This window comes from Pseudomonas fluorescens NCIMB 11764, from assembly GCF_000293885.2.
In the GTDB taxonomy this organism is placed as follows: Bacteria; Pseudomonadota; Gammaproteobacteria; order Pseudomonadales; family Pseudomonadaceae; genus Aquipseudomonas; species Aquipseudomonas fluorescens_B.
In genome coordinates, this window is the sequence record NZ_CP010945.1 from 2723466 (window position 1) to 2749939 (window position 26474).

At 57.7% G+C, this 26474-nt stretch carries 31 protein-coding genes and 1 tRNA gene; 2 read left to right on the plus strand and 30 right to left on the minus strand.

What is annotated here, in order from left to right:
- Positions 1–11: 11 nt before the first annotated feature.
- From B723_RS12430 to B723_RS12515, 19 genes are all read right to left on the minus strand, one after another.
- On the minus strand, positions 12–1184 hold the full coding sequence (locus B723_RS12430) for a phage tail sheath protein (protein ID WP_017336915.1): 1173 nt from the start codon (positions 1182–1184) through the stop codon (positions 12–14).
- Between the two features lie 251 nt (positions 1185–1435).
- Positions 1436–1795, minus strand: a complete 360-nt coding sequence (locus B723_RS12435) for a tail fiber assembly protein (RefSeq protein WP_017336916.1) — start codon at positions 1793–1795, stop codon at positions 1436–1438.
- The gene (locus tag B723_RS12440) at positions 1792–4209 is read right to left on the minus strand and encodes a phage tail protein (protein WP_017336917.1); all 2418 of its coding nucleotides are present in this window, start codon (positions 4207–4209) and stop codon (positions 1792–1794) included. The genes B723_RS12435 and B723_RS12440 overlap by 4 nt, the downstream gene beginning before the upstream one ends.
- Positions 4206–4817 (minus strand): phage tail protein I, encoded by a 612-nt coding sequence (locus tag B723_RS12445; RefSeq protein WP_017336918.1) that lies wholly within the window; start codon positions 4815–4817, stop codon positions 4206–4208. The genes B723_RS12440 and B723_RS12445 overlap by 4 nt, the downstream gene beginning before the upstream one ends.
- Positions 4814–5728: a baseplate J/gp47 family protein gene (locus tag B723_RS12450; protein ID WP_017336919.1), complete on the minus strand. Its 915-nt coding sequence runs from the start codon at positions 5726–5728 to the stop codon at positions 4814–4816. The genes B723_RS12445 and B723_RS12450 overlap by 4 nt, the downstream gene beginning before the upstream one ends.
- On the minus strand, positions 5725–6078 hold the full coding sequence (locus B723_RS12455; protein ID WP_017336920.1) for a GPW/gp25 family protein: 354 nt from the start codon (positions 6076–6078) through the stop codon (positions 5725–5727). Before B723_RS12455 ends, B723_RS12450 begins: the two co-directional genes overlap by 4 nt.
- On the minus strand, positions 6075–6656 hold the full coding sequence (locus B723_RS12460) for a phage baseplate assembly protein V (protein WP_017336921.1): 582 nt from the start codon (positions 6654–6656) through the stop codon (positions 6075–6077). Before B723_RS12460 ends, B723_RS12455 begins: the two co-directional genes overlap by 4 nt.
- Before the next feature lie 38 nt (positions 6657–6694).
- Complete coding sequence (locus B723_RS12465) at positions 6695–7147, minus strand: phage virion morphogenesis protein (RefSeq protein ID WP_017336922.1); 453 nt, start codon at positions 7145–7147, stop codon at positions 6695–6697.
- On the minus strand, positions 7144–7626 hold the full coding sequence (locus tag B723_RS12470; protein WP_017336923.1) for a phage tail protein: 483 nt from the start codon (positions 7624–7626) through the stop codon (positions 7144–7146). The genes B723_RS12465 and B723_RS12470 overlap by 4 nt, the downstream gene beginning before the upstream one ends.
- A complete protein-coding gene (gene lysC, locus B723_RS33625; protein WP_238588338.1) occupies positions 7623–7859 on the minus strand; it encodes an Rz1-like lysis system protein LysC in 237 nt (78 codons plus the stop codon). The genes B723_RS12470 and lysC overlap by 4 nt, the downstream gene beginning before the upstream one ends.
- Positions 7744–8175, minus strand: a complete 432-nt coding sequence (gene lysB, locus B723_RS12475; RefSeq protein WP_017336924.1) for an Rz-like lysis system protein LysB — start codon at positions 8173–8175, stop codon at positions 7744–7746. The genes lysC and lysB overlap by 116 nt, the downstream gene beginning before the upstream one ends.
- Positions 8172–8378, minus strand: a complete 207-nt coding sequence (locus B723_RS12480; protein WP_017336925.1) for a hypothetical protein — start codon at positions 8376–8378, stop codon at positions 8172–8174. Before B723_RS12480 ends, lysB begins: the two co-directional genes overlap by 4 nt.
- On the minus strand, positions 8375–9214 hold the full coding sequence (locus B723_RS12485) for an N-acetylmuramidase domain-containing protein (RefSeq protein ID WP_017336926.1): 840 nt from the start codon (positions 9212–9214) through the stop codon (positions 8375–8377). The genes B723_RS12480 and B723_RS12485 overlap by 4 nt, the downstream gene beginning before the upstream one ends.
- Positions 9211–9525: a phage holin, lambda family gene (locus B723_RS12490; protein ID WP_031318492.1), complete on the minus strand. Its 315-nt coding sequence runs from the start codon at positions 9523–9525 to the stop codon at positions 9211–9213. Before B723_RS12490 ends, B723_RS12485 begins: the two co-directional genes overlap by 4 nt.
- A 62-nt stretch (positions 9526–9587) precedes the next feature.
- The gene (locus B723_RS12495) at positions 9588–9800 is read right to left on the minus strand and encodes a tail protein X (protein ID WP_017336928.1); all 213 of its coding nucleotides are present in this window, start codon (positions 9798–9800) and stop codon (positions 9588–9590) included.
- Positions 9800–10264 carry a head completion/stabilization protein gene (locus tag B723_RS12500; protein WP_017336929.1) on the minus strand — a complete coding sequence of 155 codons (465 nt, stop codon included), beginning with the start codon at positions 10262–10264 and terminating at the stop codon, positions 9800–9802. Before B723_RS12500 ends, B723_RS12495 begins: the two co-directional genes overlap by 1 nt.
- 100 nt (positions 10265–10364) lie before the next feature.
- The gene (gpM, locus tag B723_RS12505; RefSeq protein WP_017336930.1) at positions 10365–11069 is read right to left on the minus strand and encodes a phage terminase small subunit; all 705 of its coding nucleotides are present in this window, start codon (positions 11067–11069) and stop codon (positions 10365–10367) included.
- Positions 11070–11071: 2 nt separating this feature from the next.
- Positions 11072–12076 (minus strand): phage major capsid protein, P2 family, encoded by a 1005-nt coding sequence (locus B723_RS12510; protein ID WP_017336931.1) that lies wholly within the window; start codon positions 12074–12076, stop codon positions 11072–11074.
- 38 nt (positions 12077–12114) lie between these two features.
- Positions 12115–12957, minus strand: a complete 843-nt coding sequence (locus B723_RS12515) for a GPO family capsid scaffolding protein (RefSeq protein WP_017336932.1) — start codon at positions 12955–12957, stop codon at positions 12115–12117.
- A gap of 156 nt (positions 12958–13113) precedes the next feature.
- On the opposite strand from B723_RS12515, the gene B723_RS12520 reads away from it, so the two are divergent.
- Both B723_RS12520 and B723_RS12525 read left to right on the plus strand, forming a co-directional pair.
- Positions 13114–14874 carry a terminase ATPase subunit family protein gene (locus B723_RS12520; RefSeq protein WP_017336934.1) on the plus strand — a complete coding sequence of 587 codons (1761 nt, stop codon included), beginning with the start codon at positions 13114–13116 and terminating at the stop codon, positions 14872–14874.
- Positions 14874–15914 (plus strand): phage portal protein, encoded by a 1041-nt coding sequence (locus B723_RS12525; protein ID WP_017336935.1) that lies wholly within the window; start codon positions 14874–14876, stop codon positions 15912–15914. The genes B723_RS12520 and B723_RS12525 overlap by 1 nt, the downstream gene beginning before the upstream one ends.
- Positions 15915–15955: 41 nt before the next feature.
- Here B723_RS12525 and B723_RS12530 read toward each other — a convergent pair whose 3' ends face one another.
- From B723_RS12530 to B723_RS12575, 11 genes are all read right to left on the minus strand, one after another.
- The gene (locus B723_RS12530) at positions 15956–17125 is read right to left on the minus strand and encodes a DNA adenine methylase (protein ID WP_017336936.1); all 1170 of its coding nucleotides are present in this window, start codon (positions 17123–17125) and stop codon (positions 15956–15958) included.
- Positions 17125–18387, minus strand: a complete 1263-nt coding sequence (locus B723_RS12535; RefSeq protein ID WP_017336937.1) for a hypothetical protein — start codon at positions 18385–18387, stop codon at positions 17125–17127. The genes B723_RS12530 and B723_RS12535 overlap by 1 nt, the downstream gene beginning before the upstream one ends.
- On the minus strand, positions 18387–19949 hold the full coding sequence (locus B723_RS12540) for a DGQHR domain-containing protein (protein ID WP_031318494.1): 1563 nt from the start codon (positions 19947–19949) through the stop codon (positions 18387–18389). Before B723_RS12540 ends, B723_RS12535 begins: the two co-directional genes overlap by 1 nt.
- A 166-nt stretch (positions 19950–20115) precedes the next feature.
- Entirely contained in the window at positions 20116–20949 is an 834-nt protein-coding gene (locus B723_RS12545; protein WP_017336939.1) for a phage antirepressor N-terminal domain-containing protein, read from the minus strand.
- A gap of 20 nt (positions 20950–20969) precedes the next feature.
- On the minus strand, positions 20970–21176 hold the full coding sequence (locus B723_RS12550; RefSeq protein WP_017336940.1) for a hypothetical protein: 207 nt from the start codon (positions 21174–21176) through the stop codon (positions 20970–20972).
- On the minus strand, positions 21173–21331 hold the full coding sequence (locus B723_RS33440) for a hypothetical protein (protein WP_017336941.1): 159 nt from the start codon (positions 21329–21331) through the stop codon (positions 21173–21175). The genes B723_RS12550 and B723_RS33440 overlap by 4 nt, the downstream gene beginning before the upstream one ends.
- Before the next feature lie 1171 nt (positions 21332–22502).
- A tRNA-Gly gene (locus B723_RS12555) sits at positions 22503–22576 on the minus strand.
- 181 nt (positions 22577–22757) lie between these two features.
- On the minus strand, positions 22758–23642 hold the full coding sequence (locus tag B723_RS12560; protein WP_017336942.1) for an alpha/beta fold hydrolase: 885 nt from the start codon (positions 23640–23642) through the stop codon (positions 22758–22760).
- 314 nt (positions 23643–23956) lie between these two features.
- Positions 23957–24649, minus strand: a complete 693-nt coding sequence (locus B723_RS12565) for a pseudouridine synthase (RefSeq protein WP_017336943.1) — start codon at positions 24647–24649, stop codon at positions 23957–23959.
- Positions 24650–24706: 57 nt separating this feature from the next.
- Positions 24707–24901: a cysteine-rich CWC family protein gene (locus tag B723_RS12570; protein WP_017336944.1), complete on the minus strand. Its 195-nt coding sequence runs from the start codon at positions 24899–24901 to the stop codon at positions 24707–24709.
- A gap of 6 nt (positions 24902–24907) precedes the next feature.
- Positions 24908–26395, minus strand: a complete 1488-nt coding sequence (locus B723_RS12575; protein ID WP_017336945.1) for a sensor domain-containing diguanylate cyclase — start codon at positions 26393–26395, stop codon at positions 24908–24910.
- Between the last annotated feature and the right edge of the window lie 79 nt (positions 26396–26474).

Sequence of the window (26474 nt, forward strand, 5' to 3'; positions counted from 1 at the left end):
ATGAATGAATATCAGGCGTTGACGCGGCTGGCGAAGTCGACCAGGTAGCGATCGGTGATCCGCTGACGCAGGTTCAAGTTCTCCAGCGGTGGTACCGGCGTGTAGTCGTAGTCCAGGTAAAGCTTGCCGGCCTTGAGGGTGTCCTTGTCGTTGACCGCTTCGTCGTACCAGCACTCGCCACCGATCAGATAACCCAGACGCACCAGCTCGCGGAACTTGGCGTTGATCCCTTCGACGATGTCGCGCACCAGGCTTGCGTGCATCGGCTTGTCGACTGCCCAGAATTGACCTTCGGCCATGGTGTCGGCCAATACCTGGGCGGTACGGGTGTAGTTTTCGAAGGCGAACAACGGGTCGTCGCTGCACGTGCGCGAGCCCCAGAAACGGAAGCCTTCACGACGGATCAGCGTGGTGACGTCCGCCGCGTTTAGCAGGCCGGCGTCGGTGGCCGGGTTCTGCAGATCCCAGTAAATGTCCCGGCTCAGTCCGGACACGCCATTGACCGCCACGTTGGAAAGGGTTTTGTGCCAGCCGACCTGCTCATCGAGCTTGGCGCGCAGGCCCAGCGCGCGGGCGATCGCCGAAGCGGGCGCGTCGGCATTCAACGTGGTATCCCAGTTCACGAAATCCGGCCAGATGGTCATCAGTTCGCGGGCACCGAAGTTCTCGCGGTAGGCGATGGCGTCGGAGACGGTTTCGCAATCCCAGGCGCTGGCGTAAGCGAAGCCACGCAGCTTCTGTGCGGTGAGGACCAATTCAGTGGCCACCGCCAGCGAGTCGAGACCAGGTACGCCGAGGATGCGTGGCCGCACGCCCAACTGCGCCTCGGCCGCCAGCAGAGCCTTGAGCCCGGTGTACTGGCCACCGGCGGTCACACCGCCGATGACGTTGGTGGTGGTCTCGGCCGCATCCTGCCCTTGGGCGACGCGAACGACGACGGTGATCGGGCTGGATTGGTCAGCGATGGCGTCCAGGCTTTTGGCCAGCGTGCCTTGTACACCAGCCTTACCACTGGCGGTAAGCACGTCGGTCAGCAGAACCGGGCGATTGAGCGGAAACGCGATTGGATCGGCATCTTCGGCGGTGCAAACCATGCCGACAACGGCGGTTGCGACGGTGCGGATCGGGCGGGTGCCTTCGTTGATTTCGACAACTCGGACGCCGTGGTGATAATCAGTTGGCATGCGGAATTCCTGCGCGTTGGTGGCGATGAAGAGCAGGGTGACGCGCGCGCGATGCAGCGGCGAGCATCTGGGGTTGTAGGAACGACTGGCACAACAAGCACACAGCGGTATCGACGTAAGTCGACACATGGGCAATGTAGGGATGGAAACCGAAGGCATCCCTAGAGGAGAAAAAGCCCCACATGAGCGAGGCTTTGAAGGGAGTTGCGTTGCGCGTAGGAGTAAAGAGTCCGGCACGCCAGTGCGGGCGTTTAGTCGGCTAGTGCTTCATCTGGAGATAGCGGCCAGTCGATATCGGTCGGGAACGTTGCCTGCTCCTCAATCCGGTTAAGGTCGATTCGGTAACCTTTCCACAGCACCAGGCGGGCCGCTTCGTCAGCGGAGGCCTGATCGGTGTCGATGGCGTCCTGAAGCGGCCCCATGCGATTAGCGGCGACGGCCAATAGCTTGTCGCGCTGCACCTTCGCTAGCTTGGCTACCTCTTCGACAGAAGGCGGCAGCGGTAGCGTTTCTGCCGGCTTCACGTCAGTAAGCACCTCCCCCAGCAACAGGTCGCTTTCGCCATTGACCGACCGCCAGCCCTGCCCATCTATACGTACGGCAAAATTCATACATCATCCTCATAACCATGAATGACAACAGCCCCGGCTGCGGTCTGCGAGACTACAAAAACACTCATGCTTTCGAGCATGATGTCGGCCGACATGACGTCAGGCGCGGCACCTGTGCCGCCGGCCAGCGTGGTGGAAATCGGTGGCGGCACTTGAGTCCTTGAGCCCAGATAAGCCGCATTCGGCGCAATGCAGACGTTCGACTGCGCGGTGCCGTTGTAGCTGGCAATGGCCGTGAACGATGCGGATACCGCCGTGATGGGCACGAAGTTGACCAGCGACGCTTCCGCCCAAACCGGTGCGGTGGCGCTCCAGGTGCCGACAATGCCGCCGGTCACACTGCGCGACGACACCACGTTTGTGCCGGGCGCGATCAACCATTTCACCTGGCGCCCACGCTGCCGGTAGCGCAGCGGGTATTTGTTAGTGGCATCGGTGAAAAACGCGGTGACACGTACAGCGGTGTACCCAGCGGGCAACACCGGCTCATACATGAACAGTAAGGCGGCCGCTGCTGACGTCGTAATCGCGGGCTGGCTGGCCGTGATTTGGCTGGGTGAATCCACCGAACTAATCACAGTGCCCGGCGGGAACGCCGCGCCGCCGAATGGCATGCCCGCGCGCATGGAAGCAGTGTTGGCAATGCCGGTCACCACAGGCGAGCCGGCCGTCGTCGCGCAGATTACAGACGGCATGGCCACCGCAATTCCCGCACGAACTGCACCATTGGTAGCCACCCAACCGCTGTACCAGCTGGATGCCGCAAGGACGCCAGAGTCCAGGCCACCAAGTCCAACGGTCGCGAGATTGATGCCAACGTCCACATTGTCCAGGGCCAGCGCCGGTCCGCCGCTACCCACAATCAAACGCCGTGCCTTGATCGCCAGTTGCGCAGCGGTGCCTGTAGCAGAAACAAACAAGCCCTTATGCCGGGAAACCGCCAAATTCCGAAGCGTCTGGACTTCGGCCGCCAACGCAGAAATATCAATGGTCCCCTGATTGACCGGAGTGTTCCAGGCCTTGATGCACCACATAACCGCCAAGTTGCGCGGGCGGGTTTCAGTGCCGCCTACAGATGATGTGTCGTAGTTGATTGACGCACTTGGGTTCACACCAATAACACCGGTCGAGCTCAGACCGTAGGTAGCGTTGTGCGTGTTGCCGTACTTGTGCGTGTGCGCTTTCAGATCATCGGCTTGGAAACTGCCGATTGCTCGGCCAGCATCCACCCCGCGCCCATGGTCCCAACCACGCAGGAACTCTCCGCGCGATTCGGGCAGCCGGAAATTCCCTGCGCCTTCGTTACCCTGGTTGAAGGCCGTGCCAAGGAATGCGGCCAGGTCAGGATAGGTCGCAATGCTTTGCACACTCCCGTCAATCTCCAGAAACCCGGGAGCGATCTTGTTCACTGGGAAACCGACCATGGTGCCGACCGGCAATGCCGAGGCCTGGGCGATCATCGCCGCGACTTCTGTCTTGGTATAGGCATCCACAATCCCGTTGCCAGCCAGGGTTGTGGGGTTGGTGGCACCGATCACGCGGCCGTTCTTGTCGACGCTCACGCTCCGGTAGGTACCGGCGGTGATGCCGGTGCGACCGACGATCATTTCAAAGCTCAGTGCCGTGATTCCCAGGACAATGGGTGAGTCCGTTGTGAGCTGCCAGATACTGTCGCTGCTGGCTGTACCTTGTTCAACGTGAACAAAGAGGCCAGGAGTTATTTCAGTGCTCGCATCTGCATCCTCGCTACGCGACCATGCCCCCGCAGCTGCCACGTAGAGGCCATTGTCTTTGCCTGCAGCCTGATCCTTGACCAACACCCGCTTTCCAGCCGTTACGGCTATTCCGTCGATGCTCTGCAGCCCGTTCAGTGCAATAGGGCCCGTTGTGGCTACCAGTACCGAATGCTTGAAATCCTGCTTGTTCAGCTCTTCGAGGACCTTTGAATCCACATATGCCCGGGTCGCCAGTACCACGCTCGGATCGATCTTGAGTTCGACACTGCTGCTGTTGCTGACGATGAGGTTCATGCGAACGACTTGCGTACGCCCTGATCCCTGGGTGAGCAGCGGCTTGAAGGATGGCGCGCAGTTGGCAATTGCCACTAGGTCGTTGTCCGCATCGTACAAGCCGATTTCGCGGATCCACCAGCCACCGACCTCAGCTGGAATAACCTGCTCGGCAATGATGACGGCGGTGTTGGCTGGGTCGACCTTGAGCTGGTTCAACGGAGCACGGCGGCGCTCATTGATCAACGCTGTTTGTGTTGCTGCAGGGATTGGGTCCGCACCATTGGCGTCCCCCACGCCCATCTGTGTGATCTTCCAAGGGATGCCCAAGGCATCAGCGTTCGCCTGTTTGGCGGCACCGATGTTGGTCAGAATGGCGAAGAACTGCGAGTTCTGGTCGATCATGGGTAAATTTCCAGGGTGTCGATTGTGTGGTCACGCCCACCACGGCCAATAATCCCCGAGACTTCAATGTCTCGCGGCACCGGCGGGTAAACGTCGATTTCGTCGCCTTCATGCACCGCTGCGGCAAGGTGAAAGCCGCCCGACGATTCCAGGCTGATGGCTAAACCTGTCAGGTGACGGCTGACTGGTTTGGCGTCATCGATCAGCCGCTCCAGCTCCTGATACATTTCTTCAGTGATGCCCGTGTCCAGCACGCCGACTTTCAGCGCGAATGTGCCTGGTACGCCGGTTGGCACGGTCTGCCACCATTCCAGGACGTCGATCAAATAACCGAGGGGCTCGACCACGCGCCTCAGCGCGCCGATCGTTCCTTTGCGGGAATGGATGAAGTACGAACCTTTGATGACCTGGCGTTTGGTTGACTCCGACCAGGTGCTGTCCCAGCGGTCGACGGAGAATGCCCACGCGAGGTAGGGCAGAAGCTGCACCGGGCATCGATCGGGGTTCAGCAAATCCCTGATCGGAACAGGAACGCGCTCGAGCTGAGCGAGGGCTTCAGCCGCAAGCCGCTCAAGCTGTTTAGCGTTCGGTGGCAATAGCCCCGTCATGACAGCGCACCAATGGCTACGGTGTATCCGGTGCAAAACGCCGCTTCGGCCTCGCTTGGCGATATATCGGTCCAGTTGTGAAGCGTCACCTTGCGCACACCCTCGACGTGCAGCGCGGCATGAACGGCTGATTCAGAGATCTCAACGCCCAGGCGCCGCCGCTGAGTGATCAACTTGAGCAGGCGTGCTTGCGCCGCTTCGCGGATGGGCTCTGCTTCGGGTCCGGTCGTGGCGAGATAGAGCACCGCGTCGACTTGGTAAGGCAGCACAGTCGCTGGCTGCACCGTCAGCCGATCGGCAACCGGGCGACGATCATCGTCGCTGAGGTATCGGCTGACGATATCCAGCAATGCCTGGTCGACGCTTCCGTCTCCGACCAAACCTTGAACAGTGACGACGACTTCTGCTGGCGACGGGCTTTCAGCCGTTGCATCGGCGACGCGGCCGTCAGCGCTGCGCGCGTGCAGGATGTAACTGTTACGGGGCCCTGCGGTGGATAGCCCCTCCCATGCCATCTGCGCGCGCTCGCGCAGCGAGTCGTCCGACTCCATGACCGTAACGATGGGCGGGACGGCCGAGCTATTGCCCGGGGTCACGACCAAGCGTTCGACGTTAACGTTGCCGGCGAGCTGCTCGAGGTCTTTGCCTTTGGCCTTTGCCAGCATGTTGGCCAGGGACGCTTCGTTCACACGTTGGCGCAGCAGCATCTCGCGATAGGCATTCTCCTGCAGGAGCTTGGTCAGAGGTTCCGATTCGACTGCCAATGTCGCGGCGACTTCGGTTTGCTGCTCGACTGGCCAGAGGCTGACTGCGTAGGCCTTGCGTTCGGCGAGGATCTGCTCGTAGTCGATCTGCTCGACGACGTCAGGGTCCGGCAACTGAGCCAGGTCGATGGGGGTAAAGGTTTTCATGCTGTTGCTCCCAGGCTTAAAGGCACGCTCAGGCTCAATGGCTCGTTGGTGTCCACCAGGCTGCCCTCGATGTCGAGGATTGCCTGGCCCGCGACATCACCCAATGTCAGCTGGACGCGACTCAGGCGAATCCGCGGCTCCCATCGCATCAGCGCGATGGCAGTGGCCGCGTAGGCCTGCAGCCGGGTTGAACTGTTGAGCGGCCAATCGATCAGGTCGGCGAGCTGACTGCCGTATTCACGCCGCATTACCCGGGTGCCGATCGGTGTAGTCAGGATGTCGGCGATCGATTGCACCAGGTGATCGGTGCCCACGATGGCGCGGCCGGAATTGCTGTTCATGCCGATCATGGGATAGGTCCATCGGAAACAGCATTGCCACGCATCACGCCGGAGGTGCGGTGATTGACCAGGCTGATTTCCTGCTCGCCGGCGACGACGTCCTTGGTCACGTTTACCAGGCCGTCGATATCGACATCACCCTTAATTTTCAGGCCGCCGGGTACGATCAGCTCGACCTTTCCATCCGCCGGCAACGTCGCCGTCAGCGTGTGGCTCGCGGTGTCGTAGTCAACGATTGCGCCGTCGCGGTAGCGGCGCCGGCGGCGTGTTGGCACGTTGTCCGGAGCGTTGAAACGGTCGCTGTACAGGCCGAAAATGACGAAGCCGTGTGCCGGATTACCGGAAGGCGAAAGCACCAGGCATTGTTCGTGGATGCTCGGCGGATCCCAGTCGCTGTCCTCCCCAGCACGCAGGGCAAAAAATGGAAGCCAACCGGTCAGCAAACCGCCGGTTTTCACACGGCAACGCGGCTTCTCCAGATCGAGCTCGGCGATGGTGCCGGCACGAATCAGGTTTTCAAGGCGTCGAGTCAGTTCAGTAAGAGAGTCCATGCCGCCGATGTTGCAGGTCGCGCGTGCGAGCTGCATCGGCGGGCGGCTGTAGCGCGAGTGCGTACAAGCGAGAGTTAGCCAGCGAGGTGATCGATGAACAGATTCCGGATGTTTTCCAGCTCGTCGCCGCTGAATCCCAGCAGCTGGCGTGTTTCGTATTGCACATCCGCTTGGCCGCGATCCGGTCGATCCTTGAGGCCGTACTGGTGAACCCGGGCAATACGACTCACACGCCCGACGAATCCGACAGACAGGCCATTGGCTGTGACTTCGGTGCGCAGGTAGCGGGCCGTTTTCAACTTACCGAACATCTTGCCCTTGATCCTGCCTTTTTTCCCGCGCAGGTCCTTGGGTTTGCGTGGCGCGAACGCCGAACCATCAGGATTGCGCTGGGTCGTTATGCGTTTTGACTGGCTCCGGCGAAGATCGCGGGCAACAACGCCCAGCAGCTTGCGGCGTTCGCCCTCATCCAGCTTGGCTAGCAAAACTGAAACCCACGTTTCCAGCGCCTGCAGGTCATTGCTCATGGTTTATCCCATTGGGCGATCGGATTACCGCTGGGGGTTATCAGCTCAAGCCCAGGCGTGAAGAACACCTCATCATCGACTACTGGTTCTGGTGGATGATTGACGACCAGGCTGCCGTCGTCCTGGCGTTTAACGATTACACGCTCAGTGAGCGGAAGCTTTATCGACAGGTCGACCTTGCTGTTATCCAGAAGGTCGACTTCGAACGCGACGGCGTCCTTGCTGCGCTCCAGGTTCTCCATCAGTTCGCGCTGATTCACCAGGATCCAGGCGAACAGTGGAATGGCGATCGCATCGGGGTGGCCAGCGTAATCCGTGAAAATCAGGTTCAGCGTATAGCTGTATTCGAACGACAGGCCGGGGGCCGCGGTGCCGCGCATGGTGCCGTTGTCGATGAATATCATCATGCGGTCAGGGTTTTTCTTCAGCTCTGGCACAGAGGCCAGCAGATGGGCGCGCAGCGATTCTGGTTTGTTCATGGTTTACCCGCCTGGGACTGCTGACACTGGTAGACCATATCGACCTGCGCAGCGCATTGCGCCCAGTCGCCCTCGGTAACGTCCTGGTCGTTGAGCAGGGCGCCGTTGTTGTCCGGTTTAGTCGCCGACAGCGTGCAAGGCACCACGGCCGGACACCCAGTCGCGATAAGCAGCGGCTCCGGTGATGGCGGGTCGTTCGCGCAACCGGCGAGCAGCGTCAGGCAGAGGCTGATCAGCCCATAAGCGAAGGTCGGCATTCTCACGTTTCAAGTCCTCGATCGTTTGTTGACGGGTGGCGAGCCCTTGGCGCAATTGGTCTTGCACGCTGCGCAGCTTGATCTGGGCGGTTCGTTCTTCCTGCAGTGAGGCCTGAAGATGAATGGCGGTCGCCTCGCTACGCGTTGCCCGATCGCGGGCGGCATCTGCTGCTTGATTAGCCAGCTCAGCATTTTTGTCAGCGACCTCGATCCGTTGGGACTGAGTCCAGACCAGAAGCGCGATCGCGGCGAGCAAGGCCACGCCATAAAGCGCCTGCCGCAGCGTGCTCACGCGCGGTACCAGCCGGCTGCGTTCATTGCTGCGGTATCGAGCTTGCGGACATCGCCACAGACGACCACAGCCTTTACGCCCGGTTTCGCAACTGCGATCGCTTCGCCGAGTGCCCGAGCCAGCTCGAAGGGAGAGCCCGCTGGCAGTAGAAAGACATCGCCATCTGCGGGTGAGAGTTTGCGGATCTGATCATGGTCAATCATGCGGCCTCCGGTACAGAGCAGCCTGCAGCGTGACGCTGATAGGCGCGCTCCAGCTTGGTGTCGTACAGGTTGCGGGCGAAGTCGGGGCCGTTGTAAGCCCTGGCAAACGCCGCCCATTTTTTGCCTTTTAATGCTTTGAGCAACGCCGCCTCGGCTTCGATAAAGCGCACGAAAGCTTCGAATTGCTCGTTCTCATTGCGGGCCATCCGATCGGTAAAGTCCGTCACGCTCGCGTACCCGAGGCGCACGGCGTGATAGCCCATCACCTGGAAGGCGCCCCAGCTGGCCGACTCCAACGCGCAAACATCGTCGATCAATCGGGCGTTCGCCAGGCGCTGGTGCTCTGCCGAACCGCCGGCGTAACCACCGCTTTTGGGATTTACCAGGTTGGGCTGGACCGCCGCCAATTGATCGGCGTGGTTCTTCAATTCGGCGGGATCATCACTAGGTGCGCGCGGCGTGGCCAGCTGGCGATACATGATGTGTCGCTCGAAAAGAATCTTCGGCTTGCCATTGTCGAGGAAGCCGCTGCCTTGGCTTTCGACTTCGTTGACGGCCAAGATCGTCGCGAGCTCAACGCCGAGGCGTCCCGCAGCGTTCACCAGCAGGGCGTGCTGCAGCAGGTTCGAACAATCGGCGCCGGCCAGCGCGAGAGCGGTTTTCGAGCCCGCAATACCATCAATTACCAACCCAACCTGCCGCTGGTAATTACGCACTGCGGACTCTGTGGTGTCCCCGAAATCGCCGTCTGGCTCAAGACCGGCACCGTACAGGTTGAGCCGCTGTTGCAGTGTGCGGACATCTTGCCCGCGATCGCCGTGGCGCAGAACAGTCATAGCTGATCCACCTTGCGGTTGAAGAATTGTTTGGCCAGGGCGCGCGTGCCCTCAACCCCGAGCAGTCCGATCACACCACCGAAGAACGGGCCGGTGGTCGCCGGAATGCCCAGCAGAAAAAGCCCGTGACTTGCCGAGAGTGCCAAGGCGCCGCACAACGGTGCCTCGAGCAAGACTCTGCGCCATGTGCCGCCGCCGTAGATGATCCGCAGCGCGGCGATCACGCAGGCAAGCCCGCCCGCGTAGAAGGCAGGCCAGTTAAGTTCGAGCCAGGCAGCTAACCAGGCCCATGTATCCGGTTTGTCAGGCATGCGCGTGATTCCGCTGTCCGAGGTTGAAGGTGGTGGAGCGTCAGTGCGTGTTGTCCGGTGGATCAGTCCCATAGGTTCACCATTTGCAGTTCGGGGGCCTGCGGTGCGATATCCGGAAGTGCCACCCGGGTGCCGTGCGGAATGATCGTGCCGAGATCAGATAGCCCCGGGTTTACCTCGAGCACGGCCTCGGTGATGCCGGCTGTGCGGCCGTAGACTCGCCAGCAGATGGCGTCGACGGTGTCGCCCTGGGCGGCATACACGGAGGTCGTCATCAGATGAGCTCCACGGTGGAATGGCCTACGCCCAACAGATCGCGAATGGCGAAACGGGCGTCACGACGGTATTCATCGACCGAAGGTGTCAGCTCGTCTGCGTTTTTGTTGCCTTCAACGCTGGAGTCGTAACTGCGATAGCGCTCAGCGAGCTCAGCTCCAACGCCGCAGTAGATTGAACGGCGGTAAAGGTGGATGAGGTGGCTTTCGCCGTTGACTTCAAACGCCGGCACAGCCCCGATCGTGGTGTATCCGTTCGCGACATGGCCCGACTTCACCGCAGCCAGTTCGCTGTTCACCTGGATTAACGCGTTGACGGTCACGACTTCAATGCGCGCATCAGTGATGCTGCCATCCAGGCGAATGGATGTGCGCAGGTGCACGACATCAATGTCAGGCCAGAACCCGTCATTTGTGATTACGTAGGGTTCGTCAGTGCTGCCGGTGGCAATAAATCCGCTCATGGTTCAGCCCTAAGTCGGCGGTGGCCGGGGCGTCACAGCGAGGAAAGGGGATAAACCTGCTGTTCGGCCCCGGGCCGCCGGGGTTGCGGGGTACGCTCGGTCAGCTCCCTGGTGGGGGAGCAATCTTTTTCTGAAGGCGCTCAGCACCTTCCAGGTCCTTCTTGCCGCCACAGCTATTATCGAGCTCGATGGCGCGTTTTAGCAGTTCGATAGCGGCCATTACCTGACCGGGTTGGCCCGGGTTATCAGCCGTCAGCCCTGCTACTGTGGCGCGTCCTGTAGCCAGGTACAGCTTGGCCTTGACTTGGTCCGGCATGTCCTGGTTAGCGGTCAGCTCCATAGTCCTGTGCAAAATAGCCAGATCGAACCCGCCGCTGGCTTTTTGGGAGATCAGTGCGCATTCGGCAATTTCCTCGGCAATCAGGCAGCCGGTGGTCCGCTCGAAGCGATCGGGCATCAGCAGGTTGTGCTGCAACACATACGCTGCGATGTCGAGCGCACCGGAATAATCGGATGCATCCACGCGCCAGATCATGATGGTGGTGAGTACTTCGTCTTGAGCACCGTTCCCCGCCGCCAGAACACCATCGACGTAAGGCACGTAGGCCGGCAGGAGCTGCAACTTAAGCGCGGCTTTGCCTTCGTTCGACTGGATTTGCTTCAGGCGCAGACGATCTTGCAGCAGCTGGGCCAGCTGCATTTCGTAGGCCGTCCCGCCCGCCATGGAGACGGCGGGCGAAGCGGCGGCCGCCTCTTGAGAGGCAAGCGCTTTCATCCGGTGACGCTGGGCGAGCGAGAGAGCCATGGTTATGCGGCCTCTTCGATGTTTTCGACCAGGGCGCCGAGACCGAAGTCTTCGATCACGTAGTCTTCGTTCGACGACTGGTAGTCGGCGACACGATCGCGCTCCGGCTCGTCTTTGGTCATGCGACGACGGCTGCTGATCTGGAAATAGATCGACAGGTTTTTCAGCGTGGTGATCATGATGCCGCCGTCAATGAAGAACGGTGCATCCTCGATCGGTAGGCCGCCCAGCGTGCCGTTGGCGATGATGCGTGCGGCAGCCAGCTCGTTCTCGTTATCGGCCGCACCTTCGATGTTGGCCAGGAACTTCGCGTGCAACAAATTGCGGTCGACCAGGACGACCAAATCGGGACGTTTGCGATGCCATGGGTCCAGCAGCTGGATCGCGTCGTAGACCAGACCGTCCAAGGTCTTGTAGTCGCCGGTCGGGCCGATGGTGACTTTGCCGGCAACCTTGCCGCTGCTCAACACACGCTCTGGTGCCTTGGTGCGGTACTTCTCAAGCCAGCCCACGTTTACGTCTTCCAGCAACGGATGGGCGGTCCGATCGGTGGTCTCAGCAGCACTGGTGCCGTTGAAGCCGATCATGATGCGATCGAGCGCCTGGCGCTCAACGATTGCTCCCGACAAGCGAGCCTGAAAGTCCGGGAATTTTGCCCATGCATCCAGCAGTGCGTAAGGAATCGCGGTGTCGAAGTCGGTTTTTTTGCAGCTGTAGGTGTCGTTCTTCAGCGAGCTCACACCGCGAGGGTTGCGGGCGGTCTGATTGGTGTTGGTACGGCCCGCAATGGTCGAGCCAACGCCCAGAACAATGGCCTCGCCGTCTTTTTCGTCGACGCCCAGCACGTTGATTTTTTTCAGGAATGCGCTGGATTCCTGAATAGCCGTTTCCAGCTTCTGCTGGACAGAAGGGGTGACGGTGAATTTCTCCGCCACCGACCCGACGGCGTTGATCGATGCAACCTGTTTGGTGAAGCCGTTGAAGGCAAGCCGTGTTTCGTTACGCATGGTGTTCTCCTGTGGAGCTCGTTAGGGGGCCGACGTGATCAGTAGGCGGTCAGCACAGCGCCGTCGCCGCCAGGCATTGCTGGGCGTTTGGTCTGGCTGTGGTCCTGGGTTTCGCCCAGGCGCTTGATCAAGTCCGCGAAATCGGTGGTCAGCTTTTCATGTTTGCCGGAGAGGGCTTTCAGCGCTTCATCGGCTGACGCGACGACTTTGGCCTGATCGGCGGCGTGGCCGGCCAGCGCCTCGACGGCGTCGTTCAATTCGGAGAACTGAGCGTCGTCCTTGTTGGCTTTGGCCTTGCTGCGGCCGAGCAAATCGGAAACGCGGGAGAACAGGCCGTCGATCACGCTCGGGGTTTCGACGACTTCGTCAAACTCCAGCTGCGCTTCGACGAGCTCCGAGAACAAGTTGTCCGGTTTGCTCTTGCGCGCCTTCAGCGGTGAGGCGTCGGGGTTTTGCGCGCTGAATGTGAGCATCTCGGTGCCCAGGCTCGCCGGCGAATCGGTGACAGCTAACCCATCAAGGTAAGCGCGGCCGGTGTCGGCAAACTTCGGCGAGATCTCGATGCTGGTGTACAGCTTCTGGCGCGCCTTGTTCATGGCGATCAGGTCGTCGGTCGGCTCGATCTGAACGAACAGGGCCAGCTTCTTCGTGCCGTTGACGTCGACTTCTTCAGTCTTCGCCGCCAACACATCGCCGTAAGCACGGAACGGGCTGTCCGGCAGGACGCTGCGGTAGTGCTCCACCCAGACACGAGCGCCGTAGGTGTTCGGGTTATAAGTCTCGGCTGCATCGACCAGCCATTGGCGCTCGATCTGACGACCATCAGTGGTCGCACCTTCTACGGCGACGCGGAACCATTTGGAGCGAAACTTTTTCTTCATGGGGCGGATCCTCAAAGCTGTGCTGCTGGGTGCAGTTGCGTTGAGGTACATCCTCGGCAGTCGCGCGATCGCGAGCAATCAACGCCAGTTGTAGGCCCACGCGCTACATGGCACATCACTACGCCTTCACGCGCGCGAGGCGTCAGCATCGCCGCCATGACTACAACCGACGCCACTCCCATCCGCGATAACCGCCGTCAGGCCAAGTTCCTCTACTGGACTGGCCTGCGGATCTGCGCGATCGCAGAAATGCTGGGTGAAAAGGAAAAGACCGTTCATGCGTGGAAAACGCGTGATGAATGGGATCGGGCCGATAACGTCGAGCGCATAGGCGGCGCCCTGGAAGCGCGACTGGTGCAACTGATCCTGAAGGACGGCAAGAGCGGTGGTGACTTCAAGGAAATCGACCTGCTGCACCGTCAATTGGAGCGGCAAGCAAGGATCGAACGGTACAAGGCCGGCGGTACCGACGCTGACCTCAACCCCAACCTGGCCAAACGCAACGAGGGACCGAAGAAGAAAGCGGCTCGCAATGAGTTCAGCGAAGAGCAGATCGAGCAACTGACCGAAGCGTTTAAAGAGGGGTGCTTTGGCTATCAGTTGGACTGGTATCGGGCGAGCAATCAGCGCACCAGGGCGATCCTGAAAAGCCGGCAGATCGGCGCCACTTACTACTTTGCCCGGGAAGCGTTTATCGACGCCCTGGTCACCGGGCGCAATCAGATATTCCTATCCGCATCGAAGAACCAGGCGCACATCTTCAAGGCCTACATTCAAGGCTTCGCCCGCGAGGTTTGCGGTGTGGAGCTCACCGGTGACCCGATCATTCTGGCGAACGGCGCCGAGCTGCATTTCCTCGGTACTAACGCCCGAACCGCTCAGGGTTACCACGGTAATTTCTACTTCGACGAATTCTTCTGGACGTTCAAGTTCAACGAGCTGAACAAGGTCGCCAGCGGCATGGCGATGCAGAAGCAATACCGCCGCACCTACTTCTCGACACCATCGAGCATGGCGCATGAGGCCTACACGTTTTGGACCGGCGAGCGCTTCAACAAGGGCAAGCCGGTGGCCCAGCGGTTGAAACTCGACGTTTCGCACGATGCGCTGCAGCAAGGCCGTTTGTGCGAGGACCGGATCTGGCGCCAGATCGTCACCATCCTGGATGCCGAGCAGCGGGGATGCGATCTATTTGACCTGGAAGAACTGCGCCTCGAGTACAACGCGGACGCCTTCGCGAACCTGCTCATGTGCCAGTTCGTCGACGACGGGGCGAGCATCTTTCCTCTCAATGTCCTGCAGCCCTGCATGGTCGACAGCTGGGTCGAGTGGTCCGAGGACTACAAACCTTTCGCTGCGCGTCCGTTTGCCGATCGGCAGGTGTGGATCGGCTACGACCCAGCGGAAACAGGCGACAGTTCTGGCTTGGTGGTCGTGGCACCGCCTTTGGTACCGGGTGGGAAATTCCGCGTGCTCGAGCGCCATCAGTTCCGAGGGATGGACTTCGCCGCGCAGGCCGAGGCGATTCGCCAGGTCACGATGCGCTACTGGGTGACGTATATCGGGATCGATATCACAGGCATGGGCTCTGGCGTGGCCCAGCTGGTGCGCCAATTCTTCCCCAATGTAACGACCTTCAGCTATTCCCCCGAGGTCAAAACGCGCCTGGTGCTGAAGGCCTACGACGTGATCCACAAAGGGCGCCTGGAGTTCGACGCCGGCTGGATCGACATGGCCCAGTCGCTGATGGCGATTCGCAAGACCATCACGGCCAGCGGCCGGCAGTTCACCTACACGGCAGGTCGCACCGACGAGACCGGACACGCGGATCTCGCCTGGGCGCTTTTCCACGCATTACAGAACGAACCGCTTGAGGGCCAAACCTCAACGAATACCGGCTTCATGGAGATTTACTGATGAGCAACAGCCGCAGCGAAACCACGCAATCGTCCACTTCAGCCCCGGCCGAGGGACAGGTGCTACCGGCAACGGGCGGCAAAATGGAGGCCTTCACCTTCGGTGACCCCACGCCAGTCCTTGATGAGCGGGGGATTCTCGACTACCTGGAGTGCTGGCTGAACGGCCGGTGGTATGAACCGCCGATGTCCCTTGATGGGCTGGCCAAATCCTCCCGGGCCAGTGTGTTCCTGCAATCTGGCTTGAATTTCAAACGCAATATGCTTGCCCGCACCTTCATTCCCCACAAGCTGTTGTCCCGTCAGACCTTCGAGCAATTCGCCCTGGACTTCCTGTGGTGCGGCAATGGCTATCTGGAAAAGCGGGAAAACATGCTGCGCAGCACGTTGGGCCTGCAGCCGGCGCTGGGTAAGTACATGCGGCGAGGCGGTGACCTCGAAACCTATTACCAGGTGCGCGGATGGCGCGACGAGTACGAGTTCAAGCGTGGGACGGTTTACCACCAGCGCGAGGCGGACATTAACCAGGAAATCTATGGCCTGCCGGAATGGCTCCCGGCGCTGCAAAGCGCGCTGCTGAACGAGTCCGCCACCTTGTTTCGGCGCAAGTACTACAACAACGGCAGTCACGCCGGTTTCATCATGTACATGACCGACACCGCGCAGAACGAGACCGACGTTGCCGCGTTGCGCAGCGCGCTGAAGTCCGCCAAAGGACCAGGAAATTTCCGGAACCTGTTCATGTACGCCCCGGGCGGAAAGAAGGATGGGATTCAGTTAATCCCCGTCAGTGAGGTCGCGGCGAAAGACGAATTCGGCTCGATCAAGAACATCAGCCGCGACGACATGCTCGCGGCGCTACGCATCCCACCTCAGTTGATGGGCATCGTGCCGCAAAACGCAGGCGGTTTCGGCTCGATCAAAGAGGCCGCGCAGATCTGGGCAATGAACGAGCTCGAGCCGATCCAGGCACGCCTGCAGCAGGTCAACGAATGGCTGGGCGAAGAGGTTGTTCGTTTCCGGCCGCTTGAACCGAGTTAAATTAAACCGCTTGCTATCGAGGCGCGAGCTAACTCTGAGGATTACATGCGGAAGCAGACGATGCTTTCTTGGCAAGCTAATCGGGCACTTCGAGTTTTAGCATTACCGCCCAACGTGCTGAAGTCTGAATCCACTTCAAACTGTTCTATCGAGGAAAATAGTTTTCTACCGGCGTCGATGAAGTCTGTAGCTGACAGTCCGTTGCTTGCGCTATACGAAGGGAAGGTTAGTACTAATCCTACTTTTTTCCTGTAGCAAGTTTCGATCAGGTCGAGTGCAGCGAATCTCGATTTTGCTCGTAAGCTAAACATAGAGCTCGGTCGCTCAGCGATGTCTGGATATCGACCCCTTCCGGTAACTTCCACTTCTGCACCTTTCGCCAAAGTTTCGAGCACATGGTAAAAACGGCTGTAGTGAACATCCGAGTAAGGTGGATCAGCAAAGACTAGATCACCTTCTTGCAACAGTTCGATTGTATTGACAAAGTCTCCCGCAGCCGCGTGACCAATGGCGTGAGCGTGCTTAGTGGATATGCTCTCAATCGATTCTATAAGTAATTTTTCGACTGATCGTTGCCAAGCTTCCAACACGTATTTCGCGGAGGTGATAGTAGGTTGGAACGGCTGGGCGGTATGCCCTGGCGAAGCTGCGCAGCGGCTCGCAGTTTCGATCAGGGCGGCCAAAGCAATTGATCGATCCGGTTCAGTCTTGGGCAGCGTCGACCTCAGTGCATCCAAAAGCAATGCCTGCATTGGCGAAAAATAGTGGCCGCCGTACGCCTTTGTCATTGGAAACGGGCGTCGCAAATTTTTCAGAAGCCCTGGCAGAACCTGCTCGCAGAACGATCTTGATCGAACAATTAGCTTAATGATGTCTTCAGTCCGCGATACATCCGGTTCAATAGAGCGTTCGGCGTTCGGAAATTTTTCAATGATAGTTGACAGAGCTCGCTTCGCCCGTTTTAGCCAAGGTCCGTGAATGGACGAAGCATTTACCGGCGCTGTGCGTGTGGTAACTGAAGCCGCTCTACATATCGCAAATTCTTGCAGGTCACCGGAAATAACAGATTTTTTGGTGTTTTGCGCTAAAAACCAAGAAACTGCTCCTGATCCGCAAAACGGATCTCCGATAGAAGCTGAGTTTTTTGACTCCTCAATCAAAATGTCGCCTAGGAAATTCAGGAGTTTTCCTTTGTGACCCATATATTTCATCAGATAACGTTCCAGACCATGCACGCATCGGGCCGAGTGAGCCTAATCGTATTGCTGAGTGTTGGCGCCTGCCATAATGCTGAAGGACTAACAGGCGTTAAATAAAACTGATCTATCGCTTCGCTGTAATCGACGGATAGATCATACGGATCGATGTCGTCAGTGCGCGCCCACAATCCTGCGTGCTCAAACCAATTAGATAACCATTCCGAAGCTGGTTTATTGGCGTTGAGGCTGATACTGGATTTAGTAGCCAGCATGGCAAGTCTCAAAAGAAAAAACGCTCGACACATTACATTTTTTGGTTGCGTGTCTTTGGCAGATGCTAATTCAAATGGAAGGGTGTCGTATTTTGTAGTGTCCAAGCGGCGGGCAATATGTTCTGGGTCGAGGCCTGTATTAGTGCTAATTTCCAGGGAGATTATCTCCATTGCTTCTGCAATGGATGTTAAGCCCGCAGCTGGCTTCAATGCATCTATTTGGGAAAGCATCCCAGGGAGGGCTTGCTTTACAAAATACGAGATCAGTGAACCATCAAATACCAAGCCCGCTTCTTCCGGGAGGAGGAGCTTCCAAAGGGATAAGACGAGGTCTAAATCCTCTGGTTTCATTTTCGACAGAGGAGCTTTCATCCAAAAAGCTTCGTAACTGGAAATATTACGCGCCAATCGGTCGTCTTTGATTTTCGCTAGATCTAAACCCCATCCTTTTAGTGTCTGAGTAGGTCGTATATATTGAAGTGCGGTTAATACTTGTGAGAGAGATACGCCCGTGGTTAGTCTGATGTTGTCACTGAATAAGGCCTGAGCGTCGCTTCTGGTTACCCAGTTCTGCCACAAGCCCCAAACTGCGGTGTGAGTAGGAGACTGTGGTACGGGAGTTTTGACTCCTTTATCAGTCATGTAATAGTTGCTGTTCTGCTTTACTCGTATACCGCTCCAGCTTAAAAGCGATAACGCCGCTCTGAGTTCGGCGTAGTAAGCAAAGTGTAGAGCCGTATGTTGCGAGTTGTTGAGAAAGGCTGTAGTCGCGGCTGACGCGTATCTCCAGCCTTCGATCATGTGAAAGACCTGCTCTGCAGCAAGCTCTGTCGGACCAACCAACTTCCCCGGCGGACACAGTAAATCTTCAAAAGCGTTTATCGGGCCGAGTTTATTGAAAGCTTGCTGTACCGTAACCCCGCTTGCATTTTTACATATTGCGGCATAGTCGACAGTGGGCTTCGGTTTAGCAGGTCTTTTCTTCGAGTGGAGAGGCGGCATTATGCATTACCTTGTAAATACATGGCCTGCTGCGCTTTCTCCGAAATTAATTTTATGTCTGATTCCGCCAGCTTTTTGAAACATTCACGTTGAAGCAATGAGTAGCCGCTACTGCCTCTATAAGCAGCTTGCATTTGGCTCTGTTGCGGCGTCAGGCTTTTAGCGCCACTTGTACGCCAATCCATTCCGCTATTAACTAAAGTTTCGCATATTTCTTTAATGTATTTGTTGGGTTTTGGGAATTCAGAAAACTGATCAAGTGCAACCGATACATCTATGTCGCTTGGTTTGTCAGAGACTTCATCGGAATCCCATTTTTCCAACTCAAGCTCTTCATAGGCCAGCTGGCTCATAGCGTTGAACACAATGAACATCACGCGACATCCTTGGTCAGTCGAGATCAATGTGTTCGCGCCGGAAAATGCTGCGTTTTTTTCGAATTCACTTTGCTCAAGAAGTTGTTCGTTTCGCGATCTTTCATCGCGAAGCGCTACGACCCAAGGTGCCGTTGACTTTTTTACTGCGAGGTGCAGATGCGTCCAGCACGAAATCAAAAAAGCCGCTTGCTGGGAACGTTTCCAAGGAAGAACCTTTTCCACGCCGTTCCCGTCAATTGACCCAAACAATCCACCGATCTTATTATCTTTACCCCAGCGCCTTACAAAGCTTGCTGTAAGAGATCGTATAAATGCGGCGTTAGAAACATGACCTTCTTTTCTCCCGCCATGCAATTCGATCCGATCTTTCCATGGGCTGCGATCATGTCGCCAAAGGACTTCTGTTAACTCTTGAGCTCGGTGCTCTTGGTAAACTTTTACGCCTTCGCCGCTCTCTAGCCATGATTGGCTTCTGAGTTCAGGGTATAAGTCAAAAGCTAAGCTGGTATTGATTTTGCGTGGTTCAACGTTGATAACCCAAAACAAATAGGCTTGCCATGACTCGGTTAGTCCATTGAAGAAGACAACTGGTACTTCATAGTTGTCGTCATATATATCTTTTCCCAGTTCATCAACGGCAAAAAGCCTATGTTGTCCGTCGATGATTTCAATAGGCTCCAGATTGGTTTCTTGATTTTTCTGTCGCGACGACTCAACAGTGTCAGGTATATCAAGAACGTGAAAAGAACCTTCAGTCGTTATCTTAAGAGCCTGTGACTCTTGCAAGGTTGTATCTTTTCCCGCGCGACGCCTTACCTCTCCCGGTTGGATAATATTTACTAGGATTGATGTTGGCAGCCAGCCCGGATGAACGAGTTGCCGGTGTTCATCAGGGTCAAGATTATTCTGGTTAGAGAGTGGATAACCATACTGGATGTAGCGAGCAATGTTTTTAGATCGACTTAGCTGGTGGGCACGCTGATAGCCCGCATGCTTTTCGCTTGCTTTCCGGTTTTCTAGCGTCCGTCGGCTAACCCCTGCAAGAGCTCGCAGCACTCGCAGGGGCACGGATGCAATATAAAATTCATGCGGAGGCTCAGGAAGATCTGGAGCCCAATCGCTCAATTCCCAAGACTTCAGCCACTGGTTGACTTTGAGGAGCGGAATTTTCTTGGCATTTGACATGATAGTCCCTTATGGCCAGCCATTTAATTTATGAGCCGCACAACGGCGTTCAGCGCCAGGCGTAGCGCGTGATTCTATCAGCTCGGCAGAAGTAAACACTGGGGTTTCTTTCATTTTGCCGTAGACCCTTACCACGCGATTACCAGCGAGGTAAGGGTTTCATTCGCTACGACGCTTGGATCTGGGCCGGCTTCTTGAACACCCAGCATTTGGTCGTGGTTTTGCGAATGATGCTGTCCACCGCCTTTTGCCCCAAGAACTCTGGCTCGGTGCAGCGCTTCAATGCGGTGGTGACGTCGGTACCAATGACGGTCTGGATGCCATTGGCAGCGAACAGTTCGACCAGGTGCGGCATGTTCAACGCGATCAGTTGCGAGTCCTTGGAGTGGTTGTAGGCGACGCCCTTGGTGTCCAGCTGCAGGAGCGCACCCCAGAAGTCTGCGACCACGTCCGCTTGGGGCGGCTCGACGGTGCCGAGGGCGTCCAGATCAGGGACGGGCAGGCCCATGGCGTTGGAGAGGTTTGTGATCTCGACGCCAAGCAAATCCCGCATCGACCGATTGCGGCTGCGCATCAGCTCCTTCAGCAATACCAGACGATGTTTCGACAGGCTGATTTGCTGGGCGATGGTGACAGCACCAGGTCGAACGGCCGCGCCCTTGGTCCAGTAGTTCCACAGCACCTCGTCGCACTCTTCCTGGTACTGGATGATCTTGTCACGCAGTTCGGGCGCCACCTTGTTCGGACTGATCGAGTAGAGCCAGGCGACCAGCTTGCGCAGAGGAAGGCAGGTCATCCCGTATTGCTTGCCGTCGGCACCAGTTGTGTCGATTTCCGACACAACTGAATCGAAGCGTTCCACGATCTTGATACGTTGAGCGGACCATCCAAGCCCCATGTTTTCTACGATCGGCCTCATAGCCACGTACGGCTCGTTGTCTTTGCCGACCAGGACAATGGTGTCACCGTAAAACGGAACGGGCATAAGTTGGGTGTTCATGATGTGAGTCCTTTCAGTAGTTAGATGCGGGATGGGGTGCTGAGGGCTGAGCGAATGACGCTATCCAGGTCAGTGCAGATCTTGTCCAGGAAGCCGGCCAGCATCTGCGGCTGATACAACCCGGGATGATCAGCCTGCTGGGCGAGCGCATGCACCAGGGCAAGTGAATCCCGCACCCGTTCCAAATCAAACAGATCGGCATGAGTGAGACCGTAGGACTTTCTCATAGGGCACCGCCGTGCGTTTCCAGAACGCGCACCTGGTGCATGTGGTGGTTGTAGCGCTTCAGTCGGCTGGAGAGGGAGGAATCAGCGTGCAGTGCAGCGAGAGCCATGCGGCGATGGGCAAGTGCGCGGATTTTGGACGGAATGAGAGCGGTCATCGTGTAGCTCCTTGAATTTAGGAGCTGCCACCGATCGCGACCAAGCAATTGGGGTGGCAGCTGTACGCAGGTTGGTCGACCGGGGATCAAGGAACCCGGCAGGGCCGAAGCCCTCCCACGCACAGCCGCCATAACATGAAGTTGCGGACACAAAAAAAGCGCCTGCAATCGTTACGGGGCGCTGTTGCGCCTTGATTTATCCCGGCGACCAAACCGGATCGCTGAATTGGCAGCGACGCCCACAATCTACTGACGAACCGAATACCGGTCAATCATTTGTTTACAGGTATTCGTGCTGGCACAACGAAGATGCATCGCCGGGCGGACGAAAATAACCCAGTCCAACATATCATTTAGTCCTTGTCCCGTCCATCGATCAAAGCCCTGTGGGCCAGTAAACACGGGGCTTTGACGTCGCGAAAGAGTGATGCGATCGGCCAGCGGTGCCGTCACGACGAGTCCCGGGAAGGTTAGGTCGGCACGCACCCTTTTGGGGCGCGACCGGTCGGGCAGGGTGGGTCTTCACCTGGCGCGCGCCGTCGTCCCCCCGCCACGCCTGCGGGCTAAATCGGTCTTAATTTCTACACACCTGCAACCCACCAGCGACAGCGCCCGATGGGCCTCTCCTGCGCGAATAGGGGGCTGATAAAAACCTACAGATCCCTGCACGCATACCCTCTTTTTGAGGTGTCGGAGAGCGCTTCTCCAGAGGTCTTTTTTCAGGTGACCCAAGGGAAACAAGTAATTTAGGTATGTGGTGGTTAGAAAGCAGTTACAGCCCGCACGCGATGCGGTTTTGAGCACTTACTTGGTACTGGCTTTTTGGAGTAAGAAGGGGAGTAATTTTTTAATAACTATATGATTTATATAGATATTTTATTTTCGTTTTCTGACCATGATGAAAGGTAATGTTATTTCTAGATATTACTTAAAACTTACCTAATCAAATCGTCTACAAGCCTTGTGTTCTTTGGCTTTCAGAAGGGGGGAGGAAAAACTTACCAAAAATACCTGTTTCCCGTGGGTCAACATAAAAACGGGACTGGCTATAGAGGGAGGGCGGCGGCAGGTTCTCGCTCATGCAACAGCTCGCTTACACGCAAACTGTCACCGGAACTGTCACCAAACACGCTAAGGCTCAAACTGACACGTCTGGAGCCCTTGAAAATAGTGGAGCGGGTGAAGGGAATCGAACCCTCGTTATCAGCTTGGGAAGCTGGAGTAATGCCATTATACGACACCCGCTCAGAGCGGCTGACTTTGTACCAGATGTGCGCGTGGAAATGAAGTTTTTCTTTGCGCGGGATGGCTTTAGCGCAGGTGAATCAAGACATCGGACCGGGTGACGGTCGTTCGCGGGCAAGCCTCGCGCCTACAGGAATGCGTTTAACGCTATAGGGCGAAGCTTGCTCGCGATGACGCTGTTTCAGATTGCGAATGCATGGTGGTCCTGGACGTAGTGGTAACGCGGTCGGCTTGCCTGTTGCTCAGGTTTCAGGAAACCCAGCAATGCGTTGCGACTGTCTCGGCAGGCGGCTTTGTGTTCCATGTCGAGAAAGTGGCCCGTCGCATCCAGCGTCGTGAAGGTGGCTTGTTTCACGTGGTCGGCGAACAACCGGGCACCATCGGCGGCGGTGTATTCGTCCCATTCGCCGTTCATGAACAGCACTGGCACGTTGATTTGCTCAGCGGCTTTGAAGAAGCATTGGCGGTCGCTGTGCAGCAGGTCGCTGATGTGGAAGTGCATCTGCCCGTATTCATGATCGGCCAGGCTGCTGACGTGCCGGTAGTTGAAGCGCTTGAACAGGGTCGGCAGGTGTTTGCCGATGGTGCTGTTCACCAGGTTGCCGACCCGGTCGCCGTCACGGCTGCCGAGGTAGTCAACACCGCGCTCGAGGTAGTCGAGCATGTGCGCGTTGATCTCCGGGGAGAACGAGCTGATCACGGCTTTTTCGATGCGCCGTGGCCGTTGGGCGAGGGCGACCAGGGTCGCGGCGCCGCCCCAGGAAAACGACAGCACGTGTTCGGCGGCGAAGTGGTCGATCAGCTCCAGGAGGATCTGCCCTTCGACTTCCTTGGTCAGCAATTTCTCATGCAGGTTGTGGGCTTTTGACTTGCCCGCGTAGGGCTGGTCGTAGCAGACCACATTGAACTGCGGGTGCAGGTTTTTCACGGTTTGTGCAAACGACGCAGTCGTGGCCATCGAGCCGTTGACCAAGATAATGGTCTTCTCTGCGGCGTCTGCGCGATAGAACTCCGTGTAAACCCGATACTGACCCTGTATATCCAGCACAGCGATTTCTGGCCTCATGTCATAAGACTCCTGGCAAGCGGGTATGCGCGCAAATGAGATTGCACGAGCTTTGTGACAGGTAGGCATACGCCTGGAATTTTGGAGGCCCATGTCGATCCATTGCAGTCCGGTCGACGGGTATTGTTATTGGCGGGCAGTCTGCCGGTCTGAGGCGGAACCTGAGGGTTCTCTAACCGACAAAAAGTTTCTTAGAAGTATGTTGTGACTCGTCAGTCACATTTCGGCTGACGACCTGATTCAAGCAGGGGAGAGGGGTTCGCGCAAGTGCCATTGGTAAATTGTTCGACAACTTCTGCTGAGCGGTAGGCTGCTTAGATCAAATGGATCTCTTCGGTGCGCAACGCGCGGTATTCGCCCGGTTTTAGCGCGTTATCGAGCACCAGCGGGCCCATGCGTTCGCGGTGCAGGCGCAGCACTTTGTTGTCGAAGTGGCCGAACATCCGCTTCACCTGGTGATAACGGCCTTCGACGATGCTCAGTCGTGCCGATGTCGGCCCGAGCACGATCAGCTCGGCCGGTTGGGTAGTGAGGTCTTCAAAGGCGAAGTACAGGCCTTCTGTGAATTTCAGTGCGTATTCCGGGCCGATCTCCTGTTCCGTCTCGACGTAATAGACCTTGGGCAGTTTGGTCTGCGGTTGAGTCAGGCGTCGCGACCAGCTGCCGTCGTTGGTGATCAGCATCAGACCGGTGGTGTTGAAGTCGAGGCGGCCGGCGATGTGCAGGTCTTGCTTGTCCGGTTCGTGGATCAGATCGAGGACGGTCGGGTGTTCCGTGTCGCGGGTGGCGCTGACGCATCCGGGCGGTTTGTGCAGCATGAAGTAGCGGGCGGGTTTGCCGACTTGCAGAACTTCTTCATCGACCTCGACACGGCTGAATTCCAGCACCTCGGCATGCGGGTCGCTGACGACTTTTCCGTCAACCCGCACGCGCTTTTCCACCAGCAACAGGCGAACCTGCTGACGGTTGAAGCGGGGCAGGTTGCTGAGGAAGCGGTCAACGCGCATGAATTGAGATCGGCAGGAAAAGGGCCGCGCATCTTACGCGATCCGCCGGGCCGCTGCTTACAACTGCGACTCGACCTGCGCGCAGCGTGGGCACAGGCAGGATTGGTCGCGCAGCTCGGCGGGCAGCGCTTCGAGTACCGCCGGGTCGATGCTGACGCTGTAGCACCAGCAGGGCCGATCGGCGGTTCGCGGGTCGGCCAGGGTGCAGGCATTGGAGGCGCCGCAAGCGGGGCAGATTTCAGGCTTGTTCATGTAGGACTATGCATAACTGGTGTGAGGCATTTCCGCGCAGGTACGGTTACGGCCGGATTGCTTGGCCCGATACATCGCATGATCGGCCCGAGAGAGCAGGGTGTGCAAGGTGTCATCCGGTTGCAAAGTGGTCAAGCCGATGCTCACGGTCAAGTGCAAGGCCTGATCGTTGTAGGCATAACGCTGTTCCTCGACATGTTGGCGAATTTTCTCGGCGATCTTCAGACCGGTCTCACCGTCCGTGTCCTTGAGCAACACGATGAACTCTTCACCGCCCCAGCGACAAACAATGTCGGAATGGCGCAGGCAACTCTCCAGGTCCCGTGCGAAGCCGATCAGCACCTGATCGCCGGCGAGGTGACCGTAGGTGTCGTTCAAGGCCTTGAAGTGGTCCAGGTCCAGCAGCAACGCGGTCAGCGGTTTCGGTTCGCGTTGGGCTTCGTGCATGGCTTGCGCGGCCAGCAGGTCGAAGCCGCGACGGTTCGGCAGTTCGGTGAGGCTGTCGAGCGTCGCCTGCGCCTGGATCTTGCCCTGATAGCGTTTGATCACCCGGTTGAGCAGCATCAGCACGATCAGCGTGACGAGCAGGCAGATCAGCAGGTTGAGGTACAGCGACTGACGGATTTCACTCAGGGCGCCGTCTTCGCGCTTGTCGACGAACAGGTACCAGTTCAGCTCCGGAATGAACCGCACGTTGAGGAAATGCCCCTGGCCCTGGACGGAATATTCGTAGCTGCCGCTGTGGGGCTTGGGCAACTGGCTAACCAGGCCCGTCATGCTCTCGAGTTCGCTGAGTTTTTGCCCGATATGCGCACCCTGGGGGCCACCCTCGGCGCCGGTGAGCACCAGTCGACCGAAGCTGTCGACGAAATACACACTGCGTTGATAGCGCTGTTGATACTTGTCGATCAGCTTGATCACCGCATCCACCGTCAGGCCGACGCCCGCCGCACCGATGAAACGGTTGTTGTAGTCGTAGACCTTGTAGTTGATGAAGAAGGTCAGGTTGTCCTTGTTGGCAAGATCCGGGTCGACGTTGATCTCGTAGGGATCGGCCATGTCACGCACGCGGAAATACCAGGCGTCGCGCGGTTCATTGGCCTTGACCTGCTTGAGCACGCCTTTGGCGTGGTAGTAGGTGAGCGTGCCGTTGGAGACGAAAAATGCGGTGTAGGCGCCGTAGTGGGTCATGACCTCGTTGAGGTAGCGGGTCATCTGGTCGGGGTCGTTTTCGCCGTTGACCACCCAGTCGCGCATGAAGGTATCGCGGGACATCATCGAGGAAATCAGGATCGGTCTGACGAGGTCTTTCTGGATTTCCGAATAGACCGTGTCCGACGTCAGCGGCAGCTCGGTGTTGACGATGTTGTCGCGGATCGAGGCGCGCGAGGCGTAGTAGCTCAGGAATGACGTGGCGAGAAACCCCGCGCCCAGCAGCGCGATCAGCGTGAGGACCAGCGAACGTTGCGAATACAGCGGCGAGTGAAGCGGCATGACGATTCCGTTGGCAGTGACCCGTTGGGGAGCATTCTAGTGGGACTGCGGGGAAATAACTGCGGGATTTGTGGGGTGA